We start from the raw sequence: 26,574 nt of genomic DNA on the forward strand, positions 1-26,574 counted from the left end.
TCCAATCTAACGCCCTTATTTCTTAAGGGCGTTTTTCTACACAAGGACGCCCTATGTCATCAGGCACTCCCTATCTTTCTTGGATGCAGACTTTCCGCAGCTACCTAGATAAACGCCTACTTTGGGTGTTTATGCTCGGCTGTTCGAGTGGCTTCCCATGGGTTCTTATTGGATCCAATATGTCTGGTTGGCTAAAAGATGCAGGTTTAACGCGTGCTGCCATCGGCTACTTTGGCAGTGTGTTTGCCGTGTATGCGATTAACTTTCTATGGGCACCATTGGTAGACCGAGTAAAACTGCCGGTGCTTCACGCAATACTCGGCCAGCGCCGCAGTTGGATCTTTTTCTGCCAAACCATTGTTTTAATCGGCACCTTATTCATCGCAGGCGTCAATCCCGCAGAGAATTTGGCGTTTACCTCAATGTTGGCGCTCGCTATTGCCATTGCCTCAGCCACGCAAGACATCGCGATTGATGCATTTCGTATTGATACCTTCCCAAAATCCGAAGCATCAAAACTGCCGCAAGCTTCTGCAATGGCCGTAATTGGTTGGTGGACGGGGTATTCTCTACCAGGCTACCTTGCCTTTATTAATGCAGACTCAATCGGTTGGAATGGCGTGTATTACGGAATGGCAGGTGTCGTTGTTGTATTAATGCTGTTTACTCTTTTTGTCGGAGAGCCAAATACACAACGTGAAGCCCTACAAGAACAAGCACAACAGCGACACAATAAAGTGGTCGGCTCAAAGCTTGTCGCTTGGTTCAGTGTGACGGTAATTGAACCATTTTATGATTTCTTCAAAAGAAACGGAGTTCAAGTTGCCATTACTCTATTGCTGTTTGTGTTCCTATTTAAGATAGGTGAAGCCTTCCTAGGTCGCATGTCGATCACCTTCTATAAAGAGATAGGTTTCAGTAATGAACAGATCGGTCATTACTCCAAGTTAATTGGCTGGGGCGCGACGATATTCTTCACTTTGGTAGGCAGTGTCTTCAATGTGAAATTCGGTATTGTACGCGGACTGATGATCGGCGGTGTGGCAATGGCGGCCAGTAATCTAATGTTTGCGTGGATCGCTCACACTGGCCCGAGTGAAACCTTGTTCTTGGCAACCATCATTGTCGATAACTTTACAACTGCGTTTTCAACCGTAGCGTTTGTCTCTTTCTTAACGTTATTAACTGGGCAGGCCTTCTCTGCAACCCAATATGCATTACTCGCATCCTTGGGTAACTTCGGTCGAACAACACTGGCTTCATTTAGTGGTGAATTGGTCGATTACCTCAATGACTGGTCAACCTTCTTTATACTGACTGCACTCATGGTGATACCGAGTTTGATCATGCTCTATTCGTTACGCCACTTTTTCACGGATTTATTAGAAAAAGCCAAAAACAATCAAGAATAGAGTCAAAAAAAATGATAAGAGGGTAGCATTGAGCTTCCCTCTTTTACGTTCGGTCTTCAGATCTAGTCTGTTGTGTCGCTCACGATAAGATTAAAACCTGTTCCCATCGAATCATCAATCGCCACAACCAAAGGCTGACCCGCTACAGTAATCGTCACAAAGTAAGACCCCGCCGCAACATAAATGCCATTTTCATAATCTTTGAATTTCACATCACTTAGCGCCGGAGTGCTGCCAGCAATACCCACCGTTTTCGGTCAAAGATAGATCAAAGACTGGATTGTAAGACGGGTTGAATTGTCATTTTTTAAGAGAAAACGCTTAGAAACGAATACTGTTGATTTTGATATGAATATCACTCTATTTAGTATAATCGTTTGCTTAGAGCATCAATTCACCAATTTATCTACAAAATAATCAGATTTCACAAAATCAATAGAATCCAAGGTGCATCAAGATGCATTGCCACCTTAAAGTTCCATCATTTAGATCATTAGTGTGATCAACTTCAAATTAATAATTGTAGTTTTCACTCTGTCTCACTTTTATTTGAGAACAAAATCGCTATGATGCTCGGCATTCGGACATCATAAACACGCACGGATTAGCGGGTTACTTATTTTAAACATAGAGAGTTCCATTATGCGTAAATCACTTTTAACTCTTGGCCTACTTGCAGCAACTTCTGCTCCAGTAATGGCAGCAGATTATTCTGACGGCGATACTCACAAAAATGACTTTAGCTGGATGCAGTTTAACTACATGTACGCAGTTGATGAGCGTGGTCCAGGTGAAGCATCTAGCCACGATTACATTGAAATGGAGTTTGGTGGTCGCTCTGGTATCTTCGATCTATACGGTTACGTTGATTTCTTTAACCCTACTGGCGATACAAGTAGTGACAAAGCAGGTCAAGACAAGCTATTCGCAAAAGTAGCTCCACGTATGTCTATTGACGGTCTAACTGGTAAAGACCTTTCTTTCGGTCCTGTTCAAGAAGTTTACGTTGCATCTGAAATGATCTTCTACGGTGGTTCTGGTGAAGGTCAACAGAAATGGGGTCTTGGCTCTGACGTAATGGTTCCATGGTTTGGTAAAATGGGCCTAAACCTTTACGGTGTTTACGAGATGAGCGACAAAGATTGGAATGGTTTCCAACTTTCTACTAACTGGTTCAAACCTTTCTACTTCTTTGACAATGGTTCATTCATCTCTTACCAAGGTTACCTAGATTACCAATTTGGTATGGATGATGGTGTTGCTGGTCGTTCTTCAACTGGTGGAGCAATGTACAACGGTATCTACTGGCACTCAGAGCGTTTTGCAGTAGGTTACGGTCTGAAATTATTCAACGATGTATATGGTTTCGCTGATGGTGAAGTTCCAAGCACTTTATACCCAGGAAACACAACGAAAGCTGACTCTTCTGGTGTAGGTCATTACTTCGCAGTAACTTACAAGTTCTAATCGAACTTCTAAGAAAGTTTCCCAAATGGCACCCTCGGGTGCCATTTTTTATTGCTTTCATTTAATGCCTCGCTATCCTTGCAGCATCACTTTCTTATCTTGGTATTGCTGTGAACATCACGATTGTTGGACCTGGAGCAATTGGCTCTTTATGGGCAATAAAACTGCTTAAAGCGGGTCATAATGTCTCTTTGTGGAGCCGCTCCCCTGAAACCTCAATTGACCTATCACTTGATGAGCAAACTTCACTTCACTTCAGTAACAACAATATCGAACGATTAGCCGCGAGTGATTTGGTTGTCTTCACAGTCAAGGCTTGGCAAGTAGAAGAAGCCACCACTCCGTTACTTCAATATCTCGACTCTGACACCATTCTCATGTTCATGCATAACGGAATGGGCGCGGTCGACAACATTGCCACTCAAATTAATGCTCACCCGATAGTATTGGCTACCACGACCCAAGCAGCATTCAAACCTGATCGTAATAGTGTATCTCATACAGGAATAGGACAAACCCAGTTGGGTGCTTTTAACCAAACGGGTCAACAGTGCACGTTTTTGGTTGATGTATTGGATGATGCTCTCCCCGCTGTGAGTTGGAACCCACAAATAGAAACCGCGCTTTGGACTAAGCTCGCCATCAATTGTGCGATCAACCCGCTCACGGGCCTTGAACAGATCAAGAATGGCGAACTCGCAGATAAAAGGTTTGAGGATATTTTGAGTTCTATCGTTAAAGAGCTCACGCAGGTTATGCAAGCCGAAAGGATCGTTTGTTCATTCGATGAATTGGAAGCAAGCGTCAAACAGGTTATCCAAGCAACGGCACAGAACAATTCATCTATGAAGCAAGATATGTTTTACCAACGTAAGACAGAGATCGACTTCATTAGCGGCCATCTAATCAAGACAGCACTTAAGCACGGCATAAAGGTTCCTGTTAACCAAAAGCTGTTTGCTCAAGTCAAAGAGCAAGAAAAGCGCTGGGATCATGAATATTCGTCAGCAACGCTTAACAAGTCGCGATAAAATAACAAGACCGCTCAGCATAATGCTAGCACCCACTTTCAAGATTTAGGTAAGAACAGATGTTTGATATCAATCACATCCGAGAGCAGTTTCCTGCGCTATCCCAAACCATCAATCAACAACCGTTGATTTACTTAGACAGCGCGGCGACGACACAGAAGCCTCAGGTGGTTATTGATGCCATTAGCCAATATTACTCGAAGCAGAATGCCAATGTGCACCGTGGTAGTCATAGCTTAACGGCGAACGCGACCAGTCAATTTGAAGCGGCAAGAGATAAGATTGCTCAGTTTATTGGTGCAAGCTCTTCAAAAGAGGTCATCTGGACTCGTGGTGCCACGGAAGCACTTAACCTAATTGCTCAAACGTATGCAAGAAGCACGCTTCAACCTGGTGATGAGATCTTAGTGAGTGAGATGGAACATCACGCCAACATAGTGCCTTGGCAAATTGTGGCAGAACAAACCGGGGCTAAAGTAGTTAAAGTACCAATGACATCTGATTGCGAATTTGATCTACAAGCTTTTGATCATCTTCTTAATGATAAGACCAAGATTGTTGCCTTAGCTCAGATCACCAATGTCACTGGCTCTCGCCAACCGATTGAACAAGTGATCGAGAAAGCCCATAAGATGGATGCGATTGTTGTGGTCGATGGCGCGCAAGGTATTGTTCATGAGCCCGTAGATGTTTCATCTTTAGGTGCGGATTTCTACGTATTCTCTGGACACAAGCTCTATGCCCCTGCGGGCATCGGTGTGCTTTACGGCAAGCTTGAATTGTTAGAAGCGATGCCACCTTGGCATGGTGGTGGCAAAATGGTCGAGCGCGTCTCTTTCTCTGGCACTACTTTTTCAGAACTGCCTGGCAAATTCGAAGCGGGCACGCCAAATGTGGCAGGGGCCATAGCACTAAGCACCGCAATAGAATGGTTAAGTGGTTTTGTACAACAAGATGTCGAAAATCATATCCACCAACTACAACACGAGACTTATCTTGCGCTCAGTAAACTGGATGACATTCAGATTTTAGGGTATCAACCTAACGCAAGTGTGATTACTTTTGTGATGGATGGTGTTCACCATCAAGATATAGCGACTCTACTGGATCAGCAAGGTATCGCAGTACGTGCAGGACATCATTGTGCTCACCCATTAATGGATGCACTTAATGTGAAAGGAACGGTTCGAATTTCATTTGGTATTTACAACAACATGGATGATGTTGAAAAGCTCGTAGCGGCGATAGAAAAAGCCGTTGATATGCTTTAGGGAGTAGCGAAATTACTTAGGGTTGGCGTTTAACGTCAACCCTTTTTGCTTCTGTGTATCAAGGAGATATTAAGCACTTAGCTCTTGGATTTGAGCAACAATCGCTTTTAATCCATTACCGCGAGATGGGCTAAGGTGGGTAATTAGACCGATTTGTTCAAAGTAACCATCAATATCGAACGCTTGAACCTGCTCTGATGTTTTTCCATCATACGCAGCCATCACCAAAGCAATCAGACCGCGAACGATACGCGCATCAGAATCAGCACAAAAGTGCCAAACACCATCGATATTCTGAGAAACCAACCACACTTGGCTTTCACAGCCAGAGACAATCACCTGCTCACTTTTCAGTTCATCAGGCATCGTTGGCAGTTTCTTACCCCATTGAATCACTTGGCGATAACGGTCTTCCCAGCCGCTGAATGTCTGCATCTTCGCGACGATATCATCACTGGTAATTTCAGTGCCGAATGGAGAGCTTGGGAATGTGGTCATTTTAATATCCAGTCGATTGTTAATTGAGTAAAAGACGTTACTTAGCGTGCTTTTGAATCAGCTTTTCAACGATACGCGAAACAGCTACAAAACCAAACGTCGCCGTTACAACTGTTGCCGCACCAAAACCCGTCGCACAATCCATACGTTTTGGACCTTCTGCTGTCGCTTTCGCAGCACAGACACTGCCGTCAGCTTGAGGGTATTTCAGCTGTTCAGTTGAGAACACACAATCGATACCAAACTTACGTGCTGGATTCTTAGGGAAATTATGATGACGACGAAGGGTATCTTTTAGCTTCTTCGCGAGCGGATCTTGAATCGTCTTCGTCAGATCAGCCACTTTGATTTGAGTCGGATCGATTTGACCACCCGCACCACCAGTGGTGATCACCTTAATTTTGTTGCTACGACAATATGCCAACAGTGAAGCCTTAGCTTTCATGCTGTCAATCGCATCTAATACAAAGTCGAACTCTTTCGACAGGTATTCAGCCTGATTGTCTGGGCCGATGAAGTCGTCAATCAGGTTAACTTTACACTCAGGGTTAATCAGCTTAACGCGCTCTGCCATCACTTCAATTTTGCTTTTACCAACGGTACCCGACATTGCGTGGATCTGACGGTTGATGTTGGTCACACACACATCATCCATATCGATCAAAGTCAGCTCACCTAAACCAGTACGAGCAAGCGCTTCAACCGCCCATGAACCTACACCGCCAATACCGATCACACACACGTGTGCTGCTCTAAGTATGTCGACTTCACTATTGCCATATAGGCGACGGGTGCCACCAAATCGTTGGTCATAGTTTTCTGAAGCTGGAGTGGTCAATTCACGCATTGTTGCCGCCAATTTATTTCTGAGAAAAAGAAAAGAGTGCGTTTTATACGCACTCTTGAATAAAAAGTCTAGGGGATTAGCGATTCGCTTTCAATGCCCTATTTTATTGTAGCTTACTCAACCTTTTCAGGAGGCAAAGCCCAAGGCGCTTCAGTTGCGCTGCCATCTAAACCGAGCTTCCACACACGACCAAAATGCTTGTAATGGCCCGCTTCTGTACCCGCTCGAGGGCCCATGCCGTGGTAAAGGTCCAAATGGTTTTGCTTAACCGCGCCGCCCGTATCCAAAACCAATAGCAGTCTTAGTTGATGAGCGCCGCTCCAAGTACCATCAGCATTCAGTAGTGGAACCTCAGCAAGAATCGGCGTCCCCATAGGCAAGATAGAGCGATCGCCCGCAACCGCCGCCATAGGTAATAGAGGAATGCCCGCGCTACCCATCACAGATAGGTCGTCTCTCGCTTCAAAAAACACGAAAGATGGGTTTTGCTCAAGCAGCTCTTTGACCACTTCAGGATCGTTTGCCAATACCCACTCTTTGATTGCTTTTAGCGACATTTTTTCGCGTGGAACTAAGCCTCGTTCAATCAGAACACGGCCAATGCTCACATAAGCTTTATTGTTCTTACCCGCGTAGGCGAAATACTGCAGCGTGTCATCATCACCGAAGTGTACAAATCCACTGCCCTGTACTTCCATCATAAATGGGTCGATACGGTTTGCTGAGTAACCTAACTCAAGGCCCTGACCTTCTAGTGCGCCGTTGTAAATCTCTTGGCGTGTTGGACACTCTTTACCACACTCAGGAAGCCCGTAAACAGGGTAACGATATTCTTCATTCGCTTCGTGGCGCAGCTCCATCACAGGAGAAAAGTAGCCCGTGAACAAAACATTGCCTTGTTTATCACCACCACCTAGTTGAGCGGTTTGAACGCCAAAATTCGCTAGCTCGTTTGGATCTCCACTCAGCATCGCCCACTCATTGAGTTGTTGATAAAGCGGCTCATAGATTTTAGCCATCGAAGGGGATTTAGAAACCACCATCTCAGCTTGTTCTGCAAATGCGGTGTAGTCTCTTGGTTTATTGGATTCAACCTGATCGACCTTATTCAAGGTGCGAGGAAATTCGTCATCAAGGTGTTGCTGAGCAAGATCAGTGGGTTGAGCACAGCCAAATAACAAAGAGGCAGCGACAAGGGGAAGCCATTTTTTAATCACAAGAGTCATCCTAAAAATTCTATGCATCGAGGATGACAAAAACAGTCAGATAACACAATCTTAGATTGTAAGAGTTTACAAGAAGATAACCTATCGGACGGAGTTATCGATATGGCCCTTAAGGCGGAAGATGGGATTGTAGTGACTGTCAGAATCGAGCACCATTTCTGTATTGTCAGAATTGGTCATGCGGAAGCGATAGGTTTTATCACCCGCCTTGTATTCAAAGTAGTTTCCATCAAAGTCAAAGCTCGTCGAAACAACAGACCCACGAACTGACACACCATTAGCATTCAGAACAAACTCATCGGTCGCATAATGTGCAACATCTTGCTCTATCCAAGTGCCGTATATCAGATTGTCGGGCGTCGCCGCATTTTGCACTCGGGAAAGCACATCGCCGAACAAAGAAACCACCGCAAACGAACCCACTAAGGCTAGAACCATTAAACAACGTTCAATGATCTTACGCTTCAACTTAGATTGATTGCGCTGATCAGCTTCGCTGTAGAGACCTTTGGTTATCTCATCGATTTTGTTCTTTGTTGCTGGAGCTTGTTGCATTCGGTGACTACTCATAAGGATGCTATGCGCATTCTACACTGAGACAGTTTATATATTGAAGCCTAGATAAGAATAGTTTGCGCTTTATTCCAAAAAGGTGTTGTTTACATTTGAATTTAAATGCTAAATTATCGAATAAATAAACAAAATGGACTTGTTCTGTGAAATTAAGAAGTACAGCGCTAGTAAAAGGTTTCAGACAATCAACCCCTTACGTAAATGCTCACCGTGGCAAAACCATGGTCATTATGCTGGGAGGCGAAGCCGTTGCCGACAGGAACTTTGGTAACATTATTAGTGATATAGCCTTGCTCCACAGCCTTGGAGTAAAGATTGTTCTCGTTCACGGGGCAAGACCGCAGATCAACCAATTGCTCGCCAAGCAAGATTGCCATACGCCTTATCACAAGAATATTAGGGTCACTGATGAATATTCTTTGGGCGTCGCTATGCAGGCTGCTGGACAGCTTCAACTTGCCATCACCGCACGCCTCTCAATGAGCTTAAACAACACGCCGATGGCAGGCACTCAACTCAATGTTATGAGTGGTAACTTCATTACGGCTCAACCGCTTGGCGTGGATGACGGTACGGATTATTGCCACAGCGGGCGTATTCGTCGAATCGATATCGAAGGGATCAATCGCACGCTTGACCAAGGTTCAATTGTACTGCTTGGCCCTATTGCCAGCTCCGTGACAGGCGAAAGCTTTAACCTACTTTCTGAAGAGGTCGCTACCCAAGTTGCTATTCGTCTAAAGGCCGACAAGCTGATTGGCTTCTGCTCCGAACAAGGGGTAACAGATGAACGCGGTAACGTGCTCGCCGAACTCTTCCCTAAAGATGCCAAGCAAATTCTAGAACGATTAACGGAATCTCAAAATCCTGCCGAAGACATGAGCACAGGAACACTGCGCTTCTTGAAAGGAGCGATCTCCGCTTGTCGAGCTGGTGTGCCTCGTTGTCATCTAATCAGCTACAAGGTAGATGGCGCATTAATCCAAGAGTTGTTCTCTTTTGACGGTATTGGAACCCAAGTGGTCATGGCTAGTGCCGAGCAAGTAAGACAAGCTCAGATCGACGATATTGGCGGCATCTTTGACCTTATTCGCCCTCTTGAAGAACAAGGCATCTTAGTGCGCCGCTCTCGAGAACAGCTAGAGCAAGAAATCCACCGATTTACCATTATTGAAAAAGACGGGCTGATTATCGGTTGCGCAGCGCTTTACGCATACCCGGAAGATCATATGGCGGAGATGGCGTGCGTGGCTATTCATCCTGATTATCGTGATGGCAACCGCGGGCAAATATTACTGGATTACATGCGTCACCAATCAAAATCTCGTGATATCGACCAGATTTTTGTCCTTACTACGCACAGCCTTCACTGGTTCCGTGAACAGGGTTTTTACGAGATAGCGGTTGATGAATTACCGATGGAAAAACAAGGGTTATACAACTATCAGAGAAACTCAAAGATCTTGGCGCTCAACGTATAAATAAAGTTTTGGAGCACAATCTCACTTCGACAGAAAAATAATTGCAAATGTAATCGTTTTCTATATGAGATTTATTAACTATGCACTTTCACTCACACGTATAATTGTATAGAATTTAGACGCTTTAATAATCTTAACAAATGTTTTTATTGGAATTGCCATCTCGATAGTCATATCGAACTCATTGAGATGGTCACTGCACGGATTGCTATACCCGTTGACGGTCAGCATACTAACCATTAGCTCTGCTCGTTAATATAAACAGCAAAAAGAGCAACATTGATATGAGAACCATTGTTTGTAACTCGCTGCAAAGTTTTTGGGATATGGCTGATAACCAATTCTTAGAAGGGCTAGACGTACACTGCGTGTTCCCTGTTAGCGAGAATCTAAAAGAGTTTATTTTGAATTGCCAAGCAAAGTACAAGATAAACCATATATCGTTTACTCGAGCGTTTTTAAGCAAAGAGTCTTAATAACGTTCAAAGCAACCAGGGATGGTTGCTTTGTGTTTATCTAGCTCTAAGTTCAAGCCCTTTTCTAGCGGCCATTGACGACTAATTCGTTAAGCGACTGCCTAAACCACTCACTCGCTCTGTTTTCACCTTAATCCCACGCTTCAACACGTTGGTATCGCTGAACATCATCAGTCGTTTCTTCGCACGTGTAATACCAGTATAGATAAGCTCCCGCGTTAAAATAGGGCTGAAATCAGGTGGCAAGATCATTAAGGTCAGATCAAACTCACTGCCTTGAGATTTGTGTATGGTCATCGCATAAGCGGTCTCATGATCGGGTACTCGGCTTGGTAGTACGGCTTTCACGCTGCCATCTGGCAACTCAAAATACACCTTCAGTCTAGGTGTGGAATTCGCACTATTTGACTCTAAAGTCGTTGAATCGGCTTCGAGCATACAGATACCAATATCACCATTGTACAAACCTAAACCATGATCATTACGCGTCACCATGACTGGTCGCCCGTGATACCACAATTCATCGTTGTGCGGATTCACCAAACGTCTTGCGGCAAGCGCCCTTTCGATTCTGTGGTTGAGGCCTTTAACACCAAAATCCCCTTCACGAATAGAACACAATAGTCGACATTGACTGAACAAATCGAGCACCGACTTCGCTCGCGCTTCTTGGGTTTCTAGCTCTTCAAGCGGCACATTCATTCGGTTGAGATACGCACCATACTCGTTAACCAAGGTACGCAGCATCAAATTATAGCTGTCACTCGACAGGGGATGATTTTCGATATCGCCAAATCCTTTAGCAAAGACTTGATCCACCTGACTCGCAGAACCATTATTGATTGCTTTAGCCAGTTGGCCGATACCTGAACGCGCGTCGAAGCGGTAACTCTTCTGCAGCATACACAAGCTATCTGCAATCGCAGGCGGATTCACCGATCCAGCTTTGTCTTGTCTTGGTTTAGCTATCGCATCAAAGCCTGTCATCTCCGCAATCAAGTTGCCTTGCGCACTGCTGTAACCAACAGAGTTGAATGAACAGATATCACCGAGCACAGCACCTGCCTCTACTGAAGCAAGTTGGTCTTTATCACCCAATAAGATGAGCCTTGCATGCTCAGGAAGTGCATCCACCAGCTTATACATCATCGACAGATCAACCATCGATGCTTCATCCACCACCAAAATATCAAGATGAAGTGGATTGCGTCGGTTGTGTCTAAACTCTGCACGATTAGGAATCGCGCCGAGCAATCTGTGCAAGGTACTGGATTCAGTCGGTATGTTGTACTTCACTTCAGGTACTAAAGGCAGTTGTTCTATCGCTTTACCAATCGACTCAGTTAAACGCGCCGCCGCTTTACCTGTCGGAGCCACTAGCTTGATCGTCGGTGTTTTACCTTGGCTGAGCGATTGCTCGACCATAGCCGAAAGCAACTTAGTTACCGTGGTCGTTTTACCGGTGCCCGGTCCGCCAGAAATAACCGCAAAACGTCGACTTAACGCCACCGCTGCCGCAACTTTTTGCCAATTCAAACAAACAGATAACGGCACGAGGCTATCCAGCGCATCTAAATCTGTCACTTGCTTGGCTTGGACAATCACTTGGTCTATCGCACCCCAATCCAAAACATGTTCGTCGACAATATCTAGATGGTCACACACCAGTTGTTGGCGTAATACCTGAGACGTTTGTTGGTTTGCTTCAGCCTTGGCTAAGGCATTAAACAGAAAATGGTAACTGCGTGCGAATAACTGATTCAACGTTTCGGTTAGCGCTTTTTTCTGCTCAGAGTTGAACTCTACTGGCTTACTTAAACGGTTTAAGGTCTCAGCCAACACAACTTCGTAGTTCCAATAACGCTGTAAGTAGACACGCTGTCCATCAAACATCAGCGGCTTAACACAGTCATTGGTTGTACCTACTAGGTTTGACGATTGAAGCACAGCCACCCAATCAATACCCAACAGTTTTTGGTTCAATTGCAGTGCAGTTTCACCGTATAACCCAAGTAACTGAGCAAGATCTGCCGCTAGTTCAGGGCCTGTCGTATGCTGCTGTATAAGCTGAGTACAAATGTGTCCTTTGCCTAATTCATGGCTCACTACCCCCGCGAGAAAGCCGATCTCTTGAGGGTAGCTCGTGGCTTGCTGAGCAAGAAAACGGGCAAATTGATAATCCAACTGACGAATAGAACCCTTATCCGCAAGAAACTGGAGTACATCCATCAGTTGCTCAGGAATAAGTGAAACTGGCTTTACTGTGTTCGCAGTATCTATGCCGGTATTAGTGGTCGTTGTTGTCATTATAAAAGCCCCATCTGTCCAGTTTCATCGTCATTCAATTGTGCCGAACGTCTGTCTATCACTTTACCGTCAATCAATTGATCCATTTCATCAAGTAAAGCCAGTGTTGGTTTGGCTGAGAAAATACCTTGCTGAGATTGGCCGTCCATTCCTCGTAAGAACAAGTAGTACACGCCACCAAAATGTTGTTCGTAGCTGTAATTGGCAACGCGGCTGCGTAAGAAACGGTGCAACGCCAATGCATAGATTTGATATTGCAAATCATAGCGATGGTCAGCCATCGCCGATTTCAATGCCTCGCCATGGTAGACAGCAACATCATCTCCTAAGTGATTCGATTTCCAGTCGAGTACATAGTATTTACCTTGGTGCTCAAACACCAAATCGATGAAGCCTTTCAACATACCTTGCACGGTTTGGAAACCTAGATCGCCCGCTTTGGCTGACAATGGATCGTGATATTGAATGGTTTGATTCAGTTCAGATGCAGCCAATACTTCGATCGGCAGTAAGAATTCCATCTCAACTAAACGTTGCGTCGAGTCTTTCTCGCTTAGCTTTAAGTTCTTGCCGTCTAATGCGGTGTTCAGCACTGTATCGACCAGTTGCTGAAGCACAGGTAGCCACTCTAATTCATATTGCTCTGATTCTAATAAGTGAGTGATTACTTGCGTGTTATGTTCACTGGTTGCTGGCTCGGTAAATTCAACCTCCTCAAACAAGGTGTGTAAGAAAGTACCTGGGCGAGCACCACGAGGGAACGTAAAGATAGAGCGTTCAGGCTCAATCAACTCAGACTCATCCTGCTCATCAGCCGAGTCAATATCAAAACCAGACACCTCAATGGTCGCGTCATGACTCGCACCGTGACTGCCCTGTTTGACAAGCCCCGAGTAACTGGTGATACGCCAAGCTCGGTCGATTGAAGCCTTAAGTTCACTGGCCTGTAAGTCGTCACTCACTTGCTCTGTTTGCACAAAAATTTGTTCGTGAGCGGTAGGTGTTTCGGCTAACAGCACACTGGAATTCTTACCCTCAATAGCCGATAGAGCTTGATGCAACTCGGCGATGCCTTGCTCTTGTCCGTTTTGAACCAAATAGCCCATGGCACTCAAGTGAACGCCGGTCGGCTCTTTGGTTGAACGCCCTTTACGTAGCGGTGCCATGCCAATAAAACATCCATAAACAGCACGAGTCAGCGCCACGTAAATCAAACGTAAGTCTTCCGCCAATCGCTCTTTGTCGGCTTGAGCTAAGGCACTATCGCTACCCGTAATATCAAGTACCGTGGTATCTGAGTCATGGTCGTAGAACTTACCTTCACTCGCTTCACGATAGCTTGCAACGAACGGCAAAAATACTAAGTCATATTCCAAGCCTTTCGATTTATGAATGGTAACGATTTGAACCAAGTTTCTTTCTGATTCAAGGCGTTGAATGTCGTCGTCACTGCCACCTAAACCATTTTGTGCATCTGAGATTGCTTCAGCCAGCCAACGCAACAAGCCATAGTCACTGTCGAGTTCTTGTCTTGCTTGTTGCAACAATTCGCCAATGTGCATTAAATCAGTGAGTGAGCGCTCACCATTTTCTTCTTCCAGTAAGCGTTCCGCGAGATGTCGTTTACTGATCACGCTGCGAAGCATTGGCAACACGCCGCGCTGAAGCCACAACTTACGATATTCTCTAAACTCGTTAACGACGTTTTCCCACACCACTTCATCGTTGTTGAGTTCATCCAATGATGCGGCATCCAGAGCAAACAACTCCGACGCTAAACTGGCGCGTAATGCTCGGTCATTTTCAGGTGTCAGCACCGCCTGCAACAAACGTTGAATATCTTGTGCGACCAAGCTGGTGAACACACTGTCTCGGTTGGATAAATACACGCTCGCAATGCCTTGTTCCGACAACGCGTTCTTAATCAGACGACCTTCACTGCCGGTTCGAACCAAGACAGCAATATCACCCGCATTCACGGCGTGTTGTTTTTTTCCGTTATCAAAATAGGCTTGTTGATTTTGAGAAGCGGTCAGAATAGTTTGAATTTGACTCGCTGTCGCTTCTGCCATTGCCTTGTGATATTCACCTTTCGGCAATGGCTTATCTTCAGCCTCTTGCAGCCAAAAGGTCAGTGCGTGCTGAGTTTCTCCGTTCATCACCCATTGGCGTTTGTCAGCAGATGGACTGGCAGCAACGGGCAAAAATGGAATGTCTTGATCGTAGATAAACGGACTATCCGAATTCATAAACACTTGGTTTACCGCGCTGACCATATCAGCACTCGAACGCCAGTTAGTGCCTAACGTATAGTGAGCACTAACTTGGTTTCTTGCCTTAATGTAGGTAAAGATATCTGCACCGCGGAAACCATAGATAGCCTGCTTCGGGTCACCGATCATAAACAAGCCGCACTGCGGATTATCGAGGTAGATTCGGCTAAAAATACTGTATTGCAGCGGATCGGTATCTTGGAATTCATCGATCATCGCCACCGGGTATAAGGTACGAATTCTCTCCACCAGCAGTGACTGCTCATCGACATCGATCGACGCAGATAACTGGGTCAGTAGGTCATCAAACGATAACCACTGCTTCTGCTGTTTAGCCTTAGCTAACATGATTCGACAATGAGTAATCGCATGCGCCAGCAATGGAGCTTTTAGATCTACAGGAGAATTTAAGAAATTCTCAATAGCCTCAAACACCGCGTGCTGAGGCGCGGTGCCTTTTGGTGTTTTTTCAATTAACGTTGCTTGTGAGAACTTCTCTAGTTTATCTGGAAACTGGTAATCATGAGTGTCGCTCTGCGCCCATGCTGTCACCGCTTCTAACCATGTCGGCAGAGACTTCTTGGTGTAGCTACGTTTGTTCACATCCGAAGCAGAGATCAAAGCCAAAAAGTCCGCTTCAGATTCACACCATAGCGCTTTAAGTTGCTTCACTTTATCTAGGTTTTGGTTGTGCAGAGTTTGCAGGTCGCCCGACATCGCATCTACCGTCAATTTCAGCGGAGATCCTGTCAGATAACGATTTACGTCTGCTAATAACGCAGCCGGTGAACCCCAAATATTACGAACCTCACCAGCCAGTTGAGTCGGCAGCGGGTAAAACTGCTTACGCCAGTAGTCAGCAACCACTTGCGCTTTTAGGTGACTTTCATCGGTCACAAATTCATTATCAAAGCGGCTTCCAGACTCGAAGGCATTTTGAGTCAACATACGCTGACAGAAGCCGTGAATGGTGTAGACCGCCGCTTCATCCATTTGCCTTTCGGCATTGAGCAGTGTTTTCGCAGCGCCAGCATGATCATCGATGGCTTGTAACAAAGGCGCAATCACTGGGTCGTCACTTTGCCCACGTGCAAACGCAATGCGTGCATCATGAATACGAGCACGAATACGATCTCGCAGCTCAGCCGTAGCTGCTTCAGTAAAGGTCACCACCAGAATTTGGTCTACGGTTAGCGGCTCATGGTGTCGGGTAGCTTCTGTAAGCTCTCCTGTTGGTGCTGCCGTGCCGTGTCCGAGCAGTAAGCGTAAGTACAAGCCAGCGATAGTAAATGTTTTACCAGTACCCGCCGATGCTTCAATTAAACGCGCGCCATGAAGTGGAAACGTCATGGTATTGAGTGTCTGTGGAGCGATTACCTGAACACTGCTTGTGGTCGTCATGCCTTACTGCCTTCTGATAAATGTGTTGTTACAAATGTGACCTAGCGTGGAAAACGTCATTCAATTTACGTCCTACGCTAATTTGTTAATAGTTAGTGCGATCTCTCTCACGGATCAATTCGGATCGCCTCGCTACTATGCGCCCACGAGTTCAGGAGCACGTACGAGTTTTGTACTTTACGGCGTTACTTTGAACCACAGAATAATGGTCCCTCTGACCTGTGGCCGTACAGCGAACGCCCTACACTAATAATGATTTACTGGCGGCCACTTTATTTCCTGTACCTTGCTTCTATTCACCTTGATTCCCTTCATCTTGAAAGCAAGCGTACCAAACGCTTACCAGCGACTCTCTTTTGTCTTTCATTAATTCAGCGCACTCGCTATTGATCTTGTCGATCACAGCCACCTACTCCTGATCTTCCAGATCGGCAGTAGCCAACCTTGCCGCCTGTAGCACAAGCGTTGAATACATACGCGACTCAGTAGCCAATTCATCGTCCCATTTAGACCAGATTCGTGAGATGTAGGTATCTCGCCCCTCGCCAGTGAAAGCGAAGCTGTCATTAAAAGTATCGGCCATTTTCTTGAGTGACTTTTCTTCATCATCGACCCACTTACCACGGCTAAAGCCCGCTTCAACACCAGCTAATGCCGTTTTCGGGAAGTATGGCAATGGTGCAGTCATACCTTGATAAAACAGTCGTACTAACTCAGCTAATATACTCTTCGCTTGCTGCGCATCGCCGATAGGTTGTAGCGTTTGGTGAACCACGCCCTCTTTTCTGTCATAGCCAATAATATGGGTCGTTTTTCCGTGTCCCATAACAGCGCAGGATAGATGATCAATCCACGCAGCCAAGTAATCTTGAGAGCGTATTTTGCCGCTACGAAAACGCACTAGACCTGATTGATAGTTTTGAGTTAACCACCCCATCAAGCGAACAGGCTTACCTTCGCCTAACACGTCAAACTCGATATTCACTTCGAGATCTTGCTGCGGTGATCCGCTCACAAATCTAATCTCTTTGGCTAAGTCTTCCGCTTGAACACGGTTGGTTTCAAATTCGATGTCACCGAAGGCGCCGACCGGTAATCGACCTTGGGCTTTTTGCTCAGAGACAAACAGTCGCACCGCTTCGTCTGCGCCTTCTGGGTGGTCCAGCAACACTTGCAGCAGCGCATCTTTAAGCTGGAAGCTTTCTAAGCCATTAAGCACGAACGGCTCGTCGTCTTCCATTACCGGAAGCGGTGGCTCAAACACGACTTTTAGACGGCGATTAAAGAAGTATTGCACCGGCAAACGCCAGAAACGCTGTAGCTCAACCAAATCGAGTTCTAACGGATAGCTCGCACCAAGCAAATAGTCATCCAAAGCGCGATTGAATTCACCACTGCGCTCACCAGAACGATTTGCCGCAGGAAGCCATTCTTTGGCGTAGCTCAATACATGACCTGCATCACCTTGGGTAAAGGCTGCTGGGCTAAATGGTGTCATGGTGTGTTCAAAGCTGATTGCTTGAGTCAGTTTGATACCAGAATCATCACTTGGTAACGCTTGATCTGCACTTAGGCAGTAGTTCTGGTGGCAGTACTCAATCAACTCAGAAACCAATACCGACGGTACTCGCTCAGTATTATCTTGAATCGAACGGCCGACATAGCTGATGTATAAACACTCTTGTGCTGACAGCATTGCTTCTAGGAATAGATAACGGTCATCATCACGACGAGAACGATCACCAGGTCGAGTGCGCCCGTTCATCAGGTCAAAACCTTCTGGCGGCATTGAGCGAGGGTAAACCCCATCATTCATGCCTAACAAACAGACGGTTTTGAACGGAATAGAACGCATCGGCATCAAGGTACAAAAGTTAACTTGTCCCGCTAAGAAACGCTGACTGATACGGGCGCCCGACAGTTTATTATTTAAGTACTGATAGATGATACTCGGCGACAACTCTTGCTCATACAAGGCATCATCAAGCTGTTCATTCAGTTGTGAAAGTGCATCACGAATCGACTTAAGCACCACCTCACCTTCCAGCTCAACCGCAAAAAAATCATCAATCATTTGCAGCAAGGTTTCACGCCACATATCGATTGATTGGGTTTCAGTTAGTCGTTGGCGGTAATGAGCGATACGGTCAATAAAGTGCGCTAACTTACCCGCAAGTTCGGCGTTAATACCCTGAACTTCGTTATAAGCCGCAATCGGAGAATGTTCAGTTTCAAACAAGCCCGCAGAGTCTGACATCGCATAGCCCAGTAACATACGCTGGATACCAAATAGCCAAGTATTTTGCTCGGTGGCAGGCAAATCAAACTCTGTTGCCGTAGAAGAATCGACGCCCCAGCGGATACCCGCTTCTTCAACCCACTGCTTAGCTTGTTCGAATTGAAACTCGTCAATACCAAAGCGTGCCATCATCGCAGGAATTTCTAACAGCTCTAGCAACTCAGAGGCTAAACAGCGCGTGTTCGGTAGCGCGACCAATTGCATGAAAGCGGTCAGAATTGGGCTTTCTTGGTCTGCAGTTCTATCAGAGATCGAGTAAGGGATATAACGCTCACCCGGAGCATTACCAAATACCGCCTGAATCGCTGGGCTATAAGCATTAATGTCAGACACCATCACGATGATATCGCGTGGTTTCAGGGTCGGGTCGGCATCAAACATCGCCAATAGCTGGTCATGAAGAACTTCCACCTCACGCATTGGACTGTGACACGCATGTACAGTCAGTGAACGATCGCCAAGCTCAACCACCTGTTTATGATTGCTGGAATCTAAGATGTGATCATCTTGATGTTCTTCTAGCTGGAGAATATCGGCTTGCAATTGATGGAGCAGGCTGTCTCTCTCTACATCAATAAAGAACTCGTGCTCTTCACTGTCTGATTGAGATAGCAAAAACAGGTTATCTCTACCTAACTTACCCATAGATGCGAGTAAGCTATTGCCTACCGCTTGGCTAGTATGCAGTTCGTCTTCAACGTTGGCTTCAATACCGTCTTTCAATGGTGAGACTTCGCCTTCTAGATGAGGCAAGCCATCAATCAGAGCAAACTGCTTACGACGTTGCGCTTCCACTCTAGCCAAGTATTTACGGTCACGAATATCGCCCCAGTAATGTTGGCAAGGGTTGGTAAACATCAGGTGAACATCAATCTGCTCACCCAGCGCTTTCAAGGCATCCATGTAACGAGGAGGCAGCGACGATATACCAAACACAAACAGACGTTTCGGCAAGCGTTGTAGCTGACCTTGTTGGTTGGCTAGCGCTTCAATGAAGTCGTGGTACAGGTTACCACGGTGATATTTCGATTGGCCTTGAGACAGGGTTTGCTCGTAGAGTGCCTTCCACAAAATTGGCTGCCAAGGGTGTTCTTGCTGCCCTTCACCATCAATCAATTCTGTAACGGGCTCGCCCGCTTCCCACATCGCCATCCACTCAGGACGATATACCAAGTATCCATCGAAGATATCGGCAATCTTCTCAGCCAATTGATACAGCTTCGAATCATCTTCGTCGTTTTCAAGATAGCGTTGTAAGGGTAAGAAATCAGGGTGGTCAAGCTTAGCGGGTAGCAAACTCATCAGCTTCCACGTCATCGCTTCCTTGTTAAAAGCACTGCGTTTAGGTACATCAGGAAGCACTTGGGTAAACATATCCCAAATGAAGGTTGCTGGAAGAGGAAAGTCTATATTTGCTGCTACACCAAACTCTTTGGCGAGTTCCATCTTAAGCCATTGAGACATACCTGGGCTCTGAACCAAGATCTGCTCTTTTTCGAAAGGGTTGGCTAAAGGATCACTTTTGATTAAATGAACGAGAAGGATTTTTAAAGTATCGACTTTATTGGAATGGTAAACAGTAAACAAAGTGCACTCACGCTAATCTTGCCACAATATAAAGCCAGATTAGCATAAGTGCCGAGTTTGGATTAGGAATATAAGCTTATGAAATACTGAAAACTTAAGCTCCGTTTATCTTTTGAACTATTGCCCTTTACAATCTACCCGCTACCGCGCCTAAAACACGATGAGGTTTGTAGTTCATGTAGTAACGAACAGCGACATAACCCACAACCAACGTAGCCACAATCAATTCAAGATACGCTAGGCCAAACACTTGATTGATGTAATGCGCTTCAATACTTTGTGCTTGCATCCACGCAGCCAGTTTAAACAAGGCTGTTGCACCAATCACGATTGGGAAGGTAAACGCTGCATAACCAGGGCTAAATGGCAGACGAAGTAGTTTGAAAAAAGCCATATAGATAATGAACGTCATCAACACTGCAATACCAAATAGTAAACCAATGATCACAGGTGAAGGGTTAGCAGTAACGGTTAAGTAACCCGCCAAAGATAGGCTTGCCGGTGCTGCCATAATCGCAATCGTTGGTTTTGCAGCATCTGGCACTTCGTGAGAGAAGATCAAACGGTAAACCATGATTGGTAGCATTACTGCGTAAACCAATAAGCCGAATACCAAAGTCGCGTTAGCTACTGGCTCTAAAACTGGATTACCTGAGAAAGAGACGTCAGCGACGATAATACCGATCGGTGGCACAAACCAGCTTGGCACCATGTGGTGAATCTCAAAGTTTTTAGCTCTGTGGTACAAAAAGCTCATTAGAAACACAACATGCAAAGCCACAGAAGCCAACCACATAGCTTCTTGTAAGAATTGAGAGATTGGCGCCAAAGACGCTGACACCACCATGCACCCCATTGCAAATGTTGGTACCACACTGCCGACAACAGGGTGAGCAAGATCTTCACGCAATAGGTGACCATGAATCAAAAATTTCACAGCTAAAACAAGAAGTAATACCGCCGCAATGCCAGCACTGATCCACTGCACCAAACCCGGTGTGTGTAAGATACCTTGTGCGACTAGAACACCATCCCAACACCAGCCTAAGCTTGCAATTGCGAGTGCTAACCCTGCCATGGGTGTTGGAGCTCCTGTTAATCTATATTTAATACGTTGAATCATGTCAGCCTCTCTTAAACCTAATTCACTAAACTTGTGAACTCATCAGCTTGTTGAAGCCATAATACGCTTGCGCTTCGTTAAACAATATCCAATTATATATAACAAGTGTTCATCAATACTGAACAGAATCCATTTTCACCAGCAGAGTAAAACTAGGAATCTGATGGCTAATATTTCAATAAAACAGCTCAAAGTGTTCGTCACTATTACTCAGCACTCGACATTGACTGCTGCCTCTGAGGCTCTGTTTCTGTCTAAAGCTGCGGTCAGCATGGCACTAGGCGAAATGGAGAAACAACTCGGCCACTCTCTATTTGACCGGGTCAACAACCGATTAATTCTCAACCAAGAGGGACATAAGTTACTTCCATTGGCGGATGAAATATTACATCGTGCTGCTGGTATTGATGTTTTGTTCCGTGATGATCAGCCTTTAAGTGGCAATCTAAAGGTCGGCGCGAGTGACACGATTGGTAATCAGGTCGCACCGTTTATTTTGTCAGGCTTTCGCGAACGAACTCAACATCAGGATCAAAGCTTGTTCATTTCAAACAGTGCACTGATCTGCCAAAAGTTGGTGGATTATGAACTGGATATCGCGCTAATTGAAGGAAAAACATTACACCCTGAACTCATTTCGAGTCAGTTTAGCAGCGATGAAATGTGCATTATTGTTAGTAATCAACATCCTCTTGTTGCCAAAGAAAAAGTGATTTTAAGCGATTTAGAAGACAGCCATTGGATTTTACGTGAATCAGGCTCAGGGACTCGCGAGTTTTTCCTTCGTGCCGTCGCACCGCGCATCGAACATTGGTATGAATCTTTTGAACTCAACACCACAGAAGCAATCATCAACTCTGTTTCTGCCGGTCTTGGCTTTGCCTGTTTGTCTCGTTTAGCTGCTCAGCGAGCGATCGATTCAGGCCGAGTAAAAGCGCTTAATGTACCACTTGATATGAAACGCCGATTCTGGATGCTGGTCCATAAAGACAAATATCAAAGCCCACTGCTGAAATCTTTCATGAGTTATTGTGAAGACTGGGCGGCACATCAAGATTGAGGCCGCATAGTACGGGCTCCAACTGGACTTTTAACATCAGAAACTGTATAAAAAGCCAGTAAAATTTATCAAACTTAGAGGATTAACCATGGCTGTTATCGTCAAGTACGTGGTGGAACGCAACGGAGAAGAGAAAATGACTTTTACCTCTAAAGCCGAAGCTGACGCATACGACAAAATGCTGGATATGGCTGATGAGCTTTTTGAACTGTTAGGCAAAAGCGATTTAGTTGAAGATGAAGGCAAGCAAGAAGAACTTGCAATGTACCTAGCGAAGAACAAAGAAGAAGTTCTTTACGCATTAGGTGCTAAGCGTAAGCCAGCTCCGAAAAAAGCTAAGAAGCTTGAAGCTGTTGAAGACGCAGAAGAAGATGCAGCTTAACTAGCTGATACCTTTCTAAAAAACGTCAATGACGCCTCTAATCAGAGTTCGTTATTGGCGTTTTTTTATACTTATCGAAATATAATGAAGCTTGTTTATAGTCGAAATCGCTCTAAACATTCGCTTGCATGAAAGTGTGAGGAAGATCTAATCTATAGCCATCAGGTGATGGGGTTCCACCTAAGCTTTTGCTTCAACCGCCCGTTCTTTCCGAACAGTGCTAATGACTCCTACAGAATCGAAAACAGGTAATACTGTTGGACGTATCGCTATTCCTCCATTTTGAAATGGACTTAGTCTATTAAGACCAAGTTCCATGACACCTTTGGATTATCGATACTCAAGATCTGTAGTGAATTAGCCGCACCTCTTCCAACACGTCCTGTTTTCTCAACGCCCTAGGCCTTAAATGGCTCTATAAGTGAGAAAACATTATGCACTACTCTTCAGAAATTCAATCAATGTGCCCTATCCAAAGGGGTGATCTACACACTTCAGCACCAATTCCAGTTGAAGGCGCTATGGTTAGTCCAAAAGATGTCATCGCTATTTCTGGCTTAAGCCATGGCGTCGGTACTTGTGCACCACAACAAGGTGCAGCAAAACTAACGCTGAACGTAAAAAACGGCATCATCGAAGAAGCATTAATCGAAACGATTGGTTGTTCAGGTATGACTCAATCTGCCGCGATGGCTGCGGAAATCCTCACCGGAAAAACCATTCTAGAAGCGCTGAATACTGACTTGGTATGTGACGCGATTAACGTCGCGATGCGCGAAATCTTCCTGCAGTTTGTTTACGGTCGAACTCAGTCTGCTTTCTCTGAAGGTGGCCTAGAAATCGGCGCAGCATTGGAAGACTTAGGTCAAACACAGCGTAGCCAAGTTGGCACCAGCTACTCAACCGCAGCAAAAGGCGTTCGTTACCTAGAGCTTGCAGAAGGTTACGTAACCAAGCTTGCACTTGATGATCACAGCGAAGTGATTGGCTACGAATATCTCAACCTCGGCAAAATGATGAAGGCGATTAATCAAGGCGTGTCAGCCAATGAAGCAGCAGACCTTGCTATGGGAACCTACGGTCGCTTCGATGAAGCTGTAACCACCATTAATCCACGCCAACAATAATTTTTGCCAATTTAGAGGAAAGATATGATGAACACTCAATTTAATGAATCAGTAACTCGCGTATTGGCAGAAATGAACTTCGACTCTTTAGAGCAAGCGAACCAATACTGTAAATCACACAATGTCGACCCAAAAGCCATGGTGATGGACACCCAACCTATTGCTTTTGAAAGCGCTGCCGATGCTTATATCCTTGGTTCAGCACTAGCAATATTTCGCGAAGCCACCAGCGCAGAACAAGCAGCGAATATCATTGGTGAAGGGCTCCAAGCATTTACCAAACCCGGCAGTGTTGCTGAACAACGCCAAGTCGGTATCGGCCACGGCGCATTGGCTGCGCGTCTTCTCAATGAAGAAAGCCACTGTTTTGCTTTCCTTGCGGGCCATGAATCTTTTGCTGCTGCAGAAGGTGCGATTAAAATCGCACTGAACGTGAACAAATCACGCAAAACACCATTGAAAGTTATCTTGAACGGTCTAGGTAAAGATGCGGCTTACTTAATCTCTCGCATCAATGGTTTTACCTATGTTCGCACTCAATACGATTACCAAACGGGTGAACTTGTTGAAACAGAACGTCGCCGTTTCTCACAAGGCCCTCGCGGAGAGATCTTGTGTTACGGCGCTGATGATGTACGTGAAGGCGTAGCAATCATGCACAGAGAAGAAGTGGATGTAAGTATTACGGGTAACTCAACTAACCCAACGCGCTTCCAACACCCTGTTGCAGGTATCTACAAAGCAGAACGTACTCGCCAAGGTTTACCTTACTTCTCAATTGCTTCAGGCGGCGGTACAGGTAGAACATTGCACCCAGATAACGTGGCAGCTGGCCCAGCGTCTTACGGCATGACAGATACCATGGGCAGAATGCACGCTGACGCTCAGTTTGCAGGTAGCTCTTCTGTTCCGGCTCACGTGGCAATGATGGGCTTCATCGGTATGGGTAACAACCCAATGGTCGGTGCGACAGTTGCATTGGCTGTGGCGGTGAGCGAATCTTTGAACGCATAACGACAAAATTGAGCGCCGCAATCTATCCATTGCTTGATTCCGTTAATTGAGAATCAAGCAATAACGGACGACCAAAACTCTACACCTATCACTAAAACCAAACAGCCAGCCTTATGCTGGCTGTTTTTTATTCACACTTGCTCTACTATCTATTTCTAATAATTATTTGTATCTAAGATTAAATACATTCTGCTGTCGTATTTGGCGAGCGCTTCGTTAAAGCCGTTGGACCAAGCGCACTGAACGTGATTACTCGAATGATGGGGTTGATACTCGCGGTAATCGGTATGCAGATGTTGATTGAAGGGATTGAGCAAGCTTATAAGGCACTGTTTATCTAAAGAGGGGATTCACAGGAGAATGTTGATTAACGCACCAATCAATTTGTGTTGATCTGCAGTGTTTTCTCATTGCAGAAAACTATCTCTCAAAAGACAAGCAATATCATTTTACAGACTTTATCCCGATACGCCCTTTCATAACGAGGGCGCTCTCTTTATGATGAACGCAATTAAATTAACTTTGCTAACGGCAGCGCTTGTTATTCGAGCCGTTGTTTTGGAATAGCAAAATCAAGACTCAACACATGGAGATTCAACATGGCTTATTTTTCACTAGCCTTCGGTACGGCAACCAAAAATCGCGACAATAAAATCATTGAAGCGTTCTTCCCTAACCCGCTTCTAAACCCAAGCGACGCTCTTGTAGCAGCTGTAGCTGAAGTGTCAGGTTACGCTGAAGGCAACCAAGCTATCGAAATCTCTGCTGCACAAAGCGCAGAACTGGCGAAAGCATTCGCAGCAAACGATGATGCAGCTAACGCATCTTTCGCAGAAAAAGCGGCAGCGTCTGAACAGCCACTTGTTCTTGTTGTTCTTGCCACTGACGAGAAGCCAGCATCAGTTGCTGAAGGCTTCCTAAAGCTACAACTTATCTCTAACCGCCTAGTACAACCACACGGTACGGTACTGGACGGCATCTTCGGTCTACTGCACAACATCGCATGGACAAACGAAGGCCCTATCGACCTACCTGAGCTGGCTGAGCGTCAAATCGAAGCTCGCCTTGCAGGTCGTGCTCTGTCTGTAGATTGCGTAGACAAGTTCCCTAAAATGGTGGACTACGTAGTACCAACAGGTATTCGTATTGCTGACACTTCTCGTGTTCGTCTTGGCGCACACGTAGGCGAAGGCACAACAGTAATGCACGAAGGTTTCATCAACTTCAATGCTGGTACAACTGGCGTGAGCATGGTTGAAGGTCGTATCTCTGCGGGTGTTGTTGTAGGTAACGGTTCAGACATCGGCGGCGGGGCTTCTATCATGGGTACTCTGTCTGGTGGCGGTACGATGGTTATCTCTATCGGCGAAAACTGCCTACTAGGCGCAAACGCGGGTCTTGGCTTCCCTATGGGTGACCGTTGTACAGTTGAGTCTGGTCTTTACGTGACTGCGGGTACTAAGGTTCGCATGCTAGATAAAGAAGGCAATGAAGTAGAAATCATTAAAGCTCGCGATCTTGCTGGCGTGTCTGATCTTCTGTTCCGTCGCAACTCAATCACAGGCCAAATCGAGTGCCTAGCGAACAAGTCTGCGGTTGAGCTAAACAGCGAGCTGCACAGCAACAACTAATCTAAGCACTAGATGCTAGATGCTAGATGCTAGATGCTAGATGCTAGATGCTAGATGCTAGATGCTAGGTAAGCGTGTCATGAACACC

The 26,574-nt window shown here is 45.6% G+C and carries 19 protein-coding genes, 2 pseudogenes and 1 riboswitch; of the genes and pseudogenes, 12 read left to right on the top strand and 9 right to left on the bottom strand.

What is annotated here, in order from left to right; all coding sequences use genetic code 11:
* Window positions 1-53 precede the first annotated feature (53 nt).
* Complete coding sequence (locus AB4167_RS06435) at window positions 54-1,412, top strand: AmpG family muropeptide MFS transporter (protein WP_372136304.1); 1,359 nt, start codon at window positions 54-56, stop codon at window positions 1,410-1,412.
* 62 nt (window positions 1,413-1,474) lie between these two features.
* Here AB4167_RS06435 and AB4167_RS06440 read toward each other — a convergent pair.
* Window positions 1,475-1,694, bottom strand: a pseudogene (locus AB4167_RS06440) (2-dehydropantoate 2-reductase); the annotation flags it as partial.
* A 360-nt stretch (window positions 1,695-2,054) separates the two neighbouring features.
* Between AB4167_RS06440 and AB4167_RS06445 the strand changes: the two are divergent.
* From AB4167_RS06445 to csdA, 3 genes are all read left to right on the top strand, one after another.
* A complete protein-coding gene (locus AB4167_RS06445; RefSeq protein WP_372131416.1) occupies window positions 2,055-2,879 on the top strand; it encodes an outer membrane protein OmpK in 825 nt (274 codons plus the stop codon).
* A 110-nt stretch (window positions 2,880-2,989) separates the two neighbouring features.
* Window positions 2,990-3,910, top strand: coding sequence for a 2-dehydropantoate 2-reductase (gene panE, locus AB4167_RS06450; protein WP_372136305.1), 921 nt, complete (start codon window positions 2,990-2,992; stop codon window positions 3,908-3,910).
* 59 nt (window positions 3,911-3,969) lie between these two features.
* Window positions 3,970-5,181, top strand: coding sequence for a cysteine desulfurase CsdA (gene csdA, locus AB4167_RS06455; RefSeq protein WP_372136306.1), 1,212 nt, complete (start codon window positions 3,970-3,972; stop codon window positions 5,179-5,181).
* 69 nt (window positions 5,182-5,250) lie between these two features.
* Here csdA and csdE read toward each other — a convergent pair whose 3' ends face one another.
* From csdE to AB4167_RS06475, 4 genes are all read right to left on the bottom strand, one after another.
* Window positions 5,251-5,679, bottom strand: coding sequence for a cysteine desulfurase sulfur acceptor subunit CsdE (csdE, locus tag AB4167_RS06460; RefSeq protein ID WP_017059900.1), 429 nt, complete (start codon window positions 5,677-5,679; stop codon window positions 5,251-5,253).
* A 37-nt stretch (window positions 5,680-5,716) separates the two neighbouring features.
* Window positions 5,717-6,526 (bottom strand): tRNA cyclic N6-threonylcarbamoyladenosine(37) synthase TcdA, encoded by an 810-nt coding sequence (tcdA, locus tag AB4167_RS06465; RefSeq protein ID WP_017059899.1) that lies wholly within the window; start codon window positions 6,524-6,526, stop codon window positions 5,717-5,719.
* Window positions 6,527-6,639: 113 nt separating this feature from the next.
* Entirely contained in the window at window positions 6,640-7,752 is a 1,113-nt protein-coding gene (gene mltA, locus AB4167_RS06470; RefSeq protein WP_372136307.1) for a murein transglycosylase A, read from the bottom strand.
* 81 nt (window positions 7,753-7,833) lie between these two features.
* On the bottom strand, window positions 7,834-8,307 hold the full coding sequence (locus tag AB4167_RS06475) for a DUF2850 domain-containing protein (protein WP_017064193.1): 474 nt from the start codon (window positions 8,305-8,307) through the stop codon (window positions 7,834-7,836).
* A 161-nt stretch (window positions 8,308-8,468) separates the two neighbouring features.
* On the opposite strand from AB4167_RS06475, the gene argA reads away from it, so the two are divergent.
* Window positions 8,469-9,806: an amino-acid N-acetyltransferase gene (gene argA, locus AB4167_RS06480; RefSeq protein ID WP_102394083.1), complete on the top strand. Its 1,338-nt coding sequence runs from the start codon at window positions 8,469-8,471 to the stop codon at window positions 9,804-9,806.
* 284 nt (window positions 9,807-10,090) lie between these two features.
* Complete coding sequence (locus tag AB4167_RS06485; protein WP_004735192.1) at window positions 10,091-10,282, top strand: hypothetical protein; 192 nt, start codon at window positions 10,091-10,093, stop codon at window positions 10,280-10,282.
* An 81-nt stretch (window positions 10,283-10,363) separates the two neighbouring features.
* Here AB4167_RS06485 and recD read toward each other — a convergent pair whose 3' ends face one another.
* From recD to AB4167_RS06505, 4 genes are all read right to left on the bottom strand, one after another.
* Complete coding sequence (gene recD / locus AB4167_RS06490) at window positions 10,364-12,589, bottom strand: exodeoxyribonuclease V subunit alpha (RefSeq protein ID WP_372136308.1); 2,226 nt, start codon at window positions 12,587-12,589, stop codon at window positions 10,364-10,366.
* Complete coding sequence (gene recB / locus AB4167_RS06495; protein WP_372136309.1) at window positions 12,589-16,263, bottom strand: exodeoxyribonuclease V subunit beta; 3,675 nt, start codon at window positions 16,261-16,263, stop codon at window positions 12,589-12,591. Before recB ends, recD begins: the two co-directional genes overlap by 1 nt.
* Before the next feature lie 409 nt (window positions 16,264-16,672).
* Window positions 16,673-20,149, bottom strand: a complete 3,477-nt coding sequence (gene recC / locus AB4167_RS06500) for an exodeoxyribonuclease V subunit gamma (protein ID WP_372136310.1) — start codon at window positions 20,147-20,149, stop codon at window positions 16,673-16,675.
* A 127-nt stretch (window positions 20,150-20,276) separates the two neighbouring features.
* Window positions 20,277-21,227 carry a TDT family transporter gene (locus AB4167_RS06505; RefSeq protein WP_372136313.1) on the bottom strand — a complete coding sequence of 317 codons (951 nt, stop codon included), beginning with the start codon at window positions 21,225-21,227 and terminating at the stop codon, window positions 20,277-20,279.
* Between the two features lie 208 nt (window positions 21,228-21,435).
* Here AB4167_RS06505 and AB4167_RS06510 point away from each other — a divergent pair, with 208 nt between their 5' ends.
* From AB4167_RS06510 to dapD, 6 genes and pseudogenes are all read left to right on the top strand, one after another.
* Window positions 21,436-22,332: a LysR family transcriptional regulator gene (locus AB4167_RS06510; protein ID WP_017059889.1), complete on the top strand. Its 897-nt coding sequence runs from the start codon at window positions 21,436-21,438 to the stop codon at window positions 22,330-22,332.
* 88 nt (window positions 22,333-22,420) lie between these two features.
* Window positions 22,421-22,714, top strand: coding sequence for a YebG family protein (locus tag AB4167_RS06515; RefSeq protein WP_008223840.1), 294 nt, complete (start codon window positions 22,421-22,423; stop codon window positions 22,712-22,714).
* Window positions 22,715-22,869: 155 nt separating this feature from the next.
* Window positions 22,870-22,954, top strand: a riboswitch (Fluoride riboswitch).
* Between the two features lie 194 nt (window positions 22,955-23,148).
* The gene (locus tag AB4167_RS06520; RefSeq protein ID WP_372136311.1) at window positions 23,149-23,841 is read left to right on the top strand and encodes an iron-sulfur cluster assembly scaffold protein; all 693 of its coding nucleotides are present in this window, start codon (window positions 23,149-23,151) and stop codon (window positions 23,839-23,841) included.
* A gap of 24 nt (window positions 23,842-23,865) precedes the next feature.
* Window positions 23,866-24,855: a GGGtGRT protein gene (locus AB4167_RS06525; RefSeq protein WP_372136312.1), complete on the top strand. Its 990-nt coding sequence runs from the start codon at window positions 23,866-23,868 to the stop codon at window positions 24,853-24,855.
* 197 nt (window positions 24,856-25,052) lie between these two features.
* Window positions 25,053-25,196 (top strand): annotated as a pseudogene (locus AB4167_RS06530) (MarC family protein); the annotation flags it as partial.
* Window positions 25,197-25,454: 258 nt separating this feature from the next.
* Window positions 25,455-26,486 carry a 2,3,4,5-tetrahydropyridine-2,6-dicarboxylate N-succinyltransferase gene (gene dapD / locus AB4167_RS06535; protein WP_017059885.1) on the top strand — a complete coding sequence of 344 codons (1,032 nt, stop codon included), beginning with the start codon at window positions 25,455-25,457 and terminating at the stop codon, window positions 26,484-26,486.
* The last annotated feature ends 88 nt before the right edge of the window (window positions 26,487-26,574 follow it).

It is taken from the genome of Vibrio sp. 10N.286.49.E11 (assembly GCF_041469505.1).
Lineage (GTDB): Bacteria > Pseudomonadota > Gammaproteobacteria > Enterobacterales > Vibrionaceae > Vibrio > Vibrio crassostreae_C.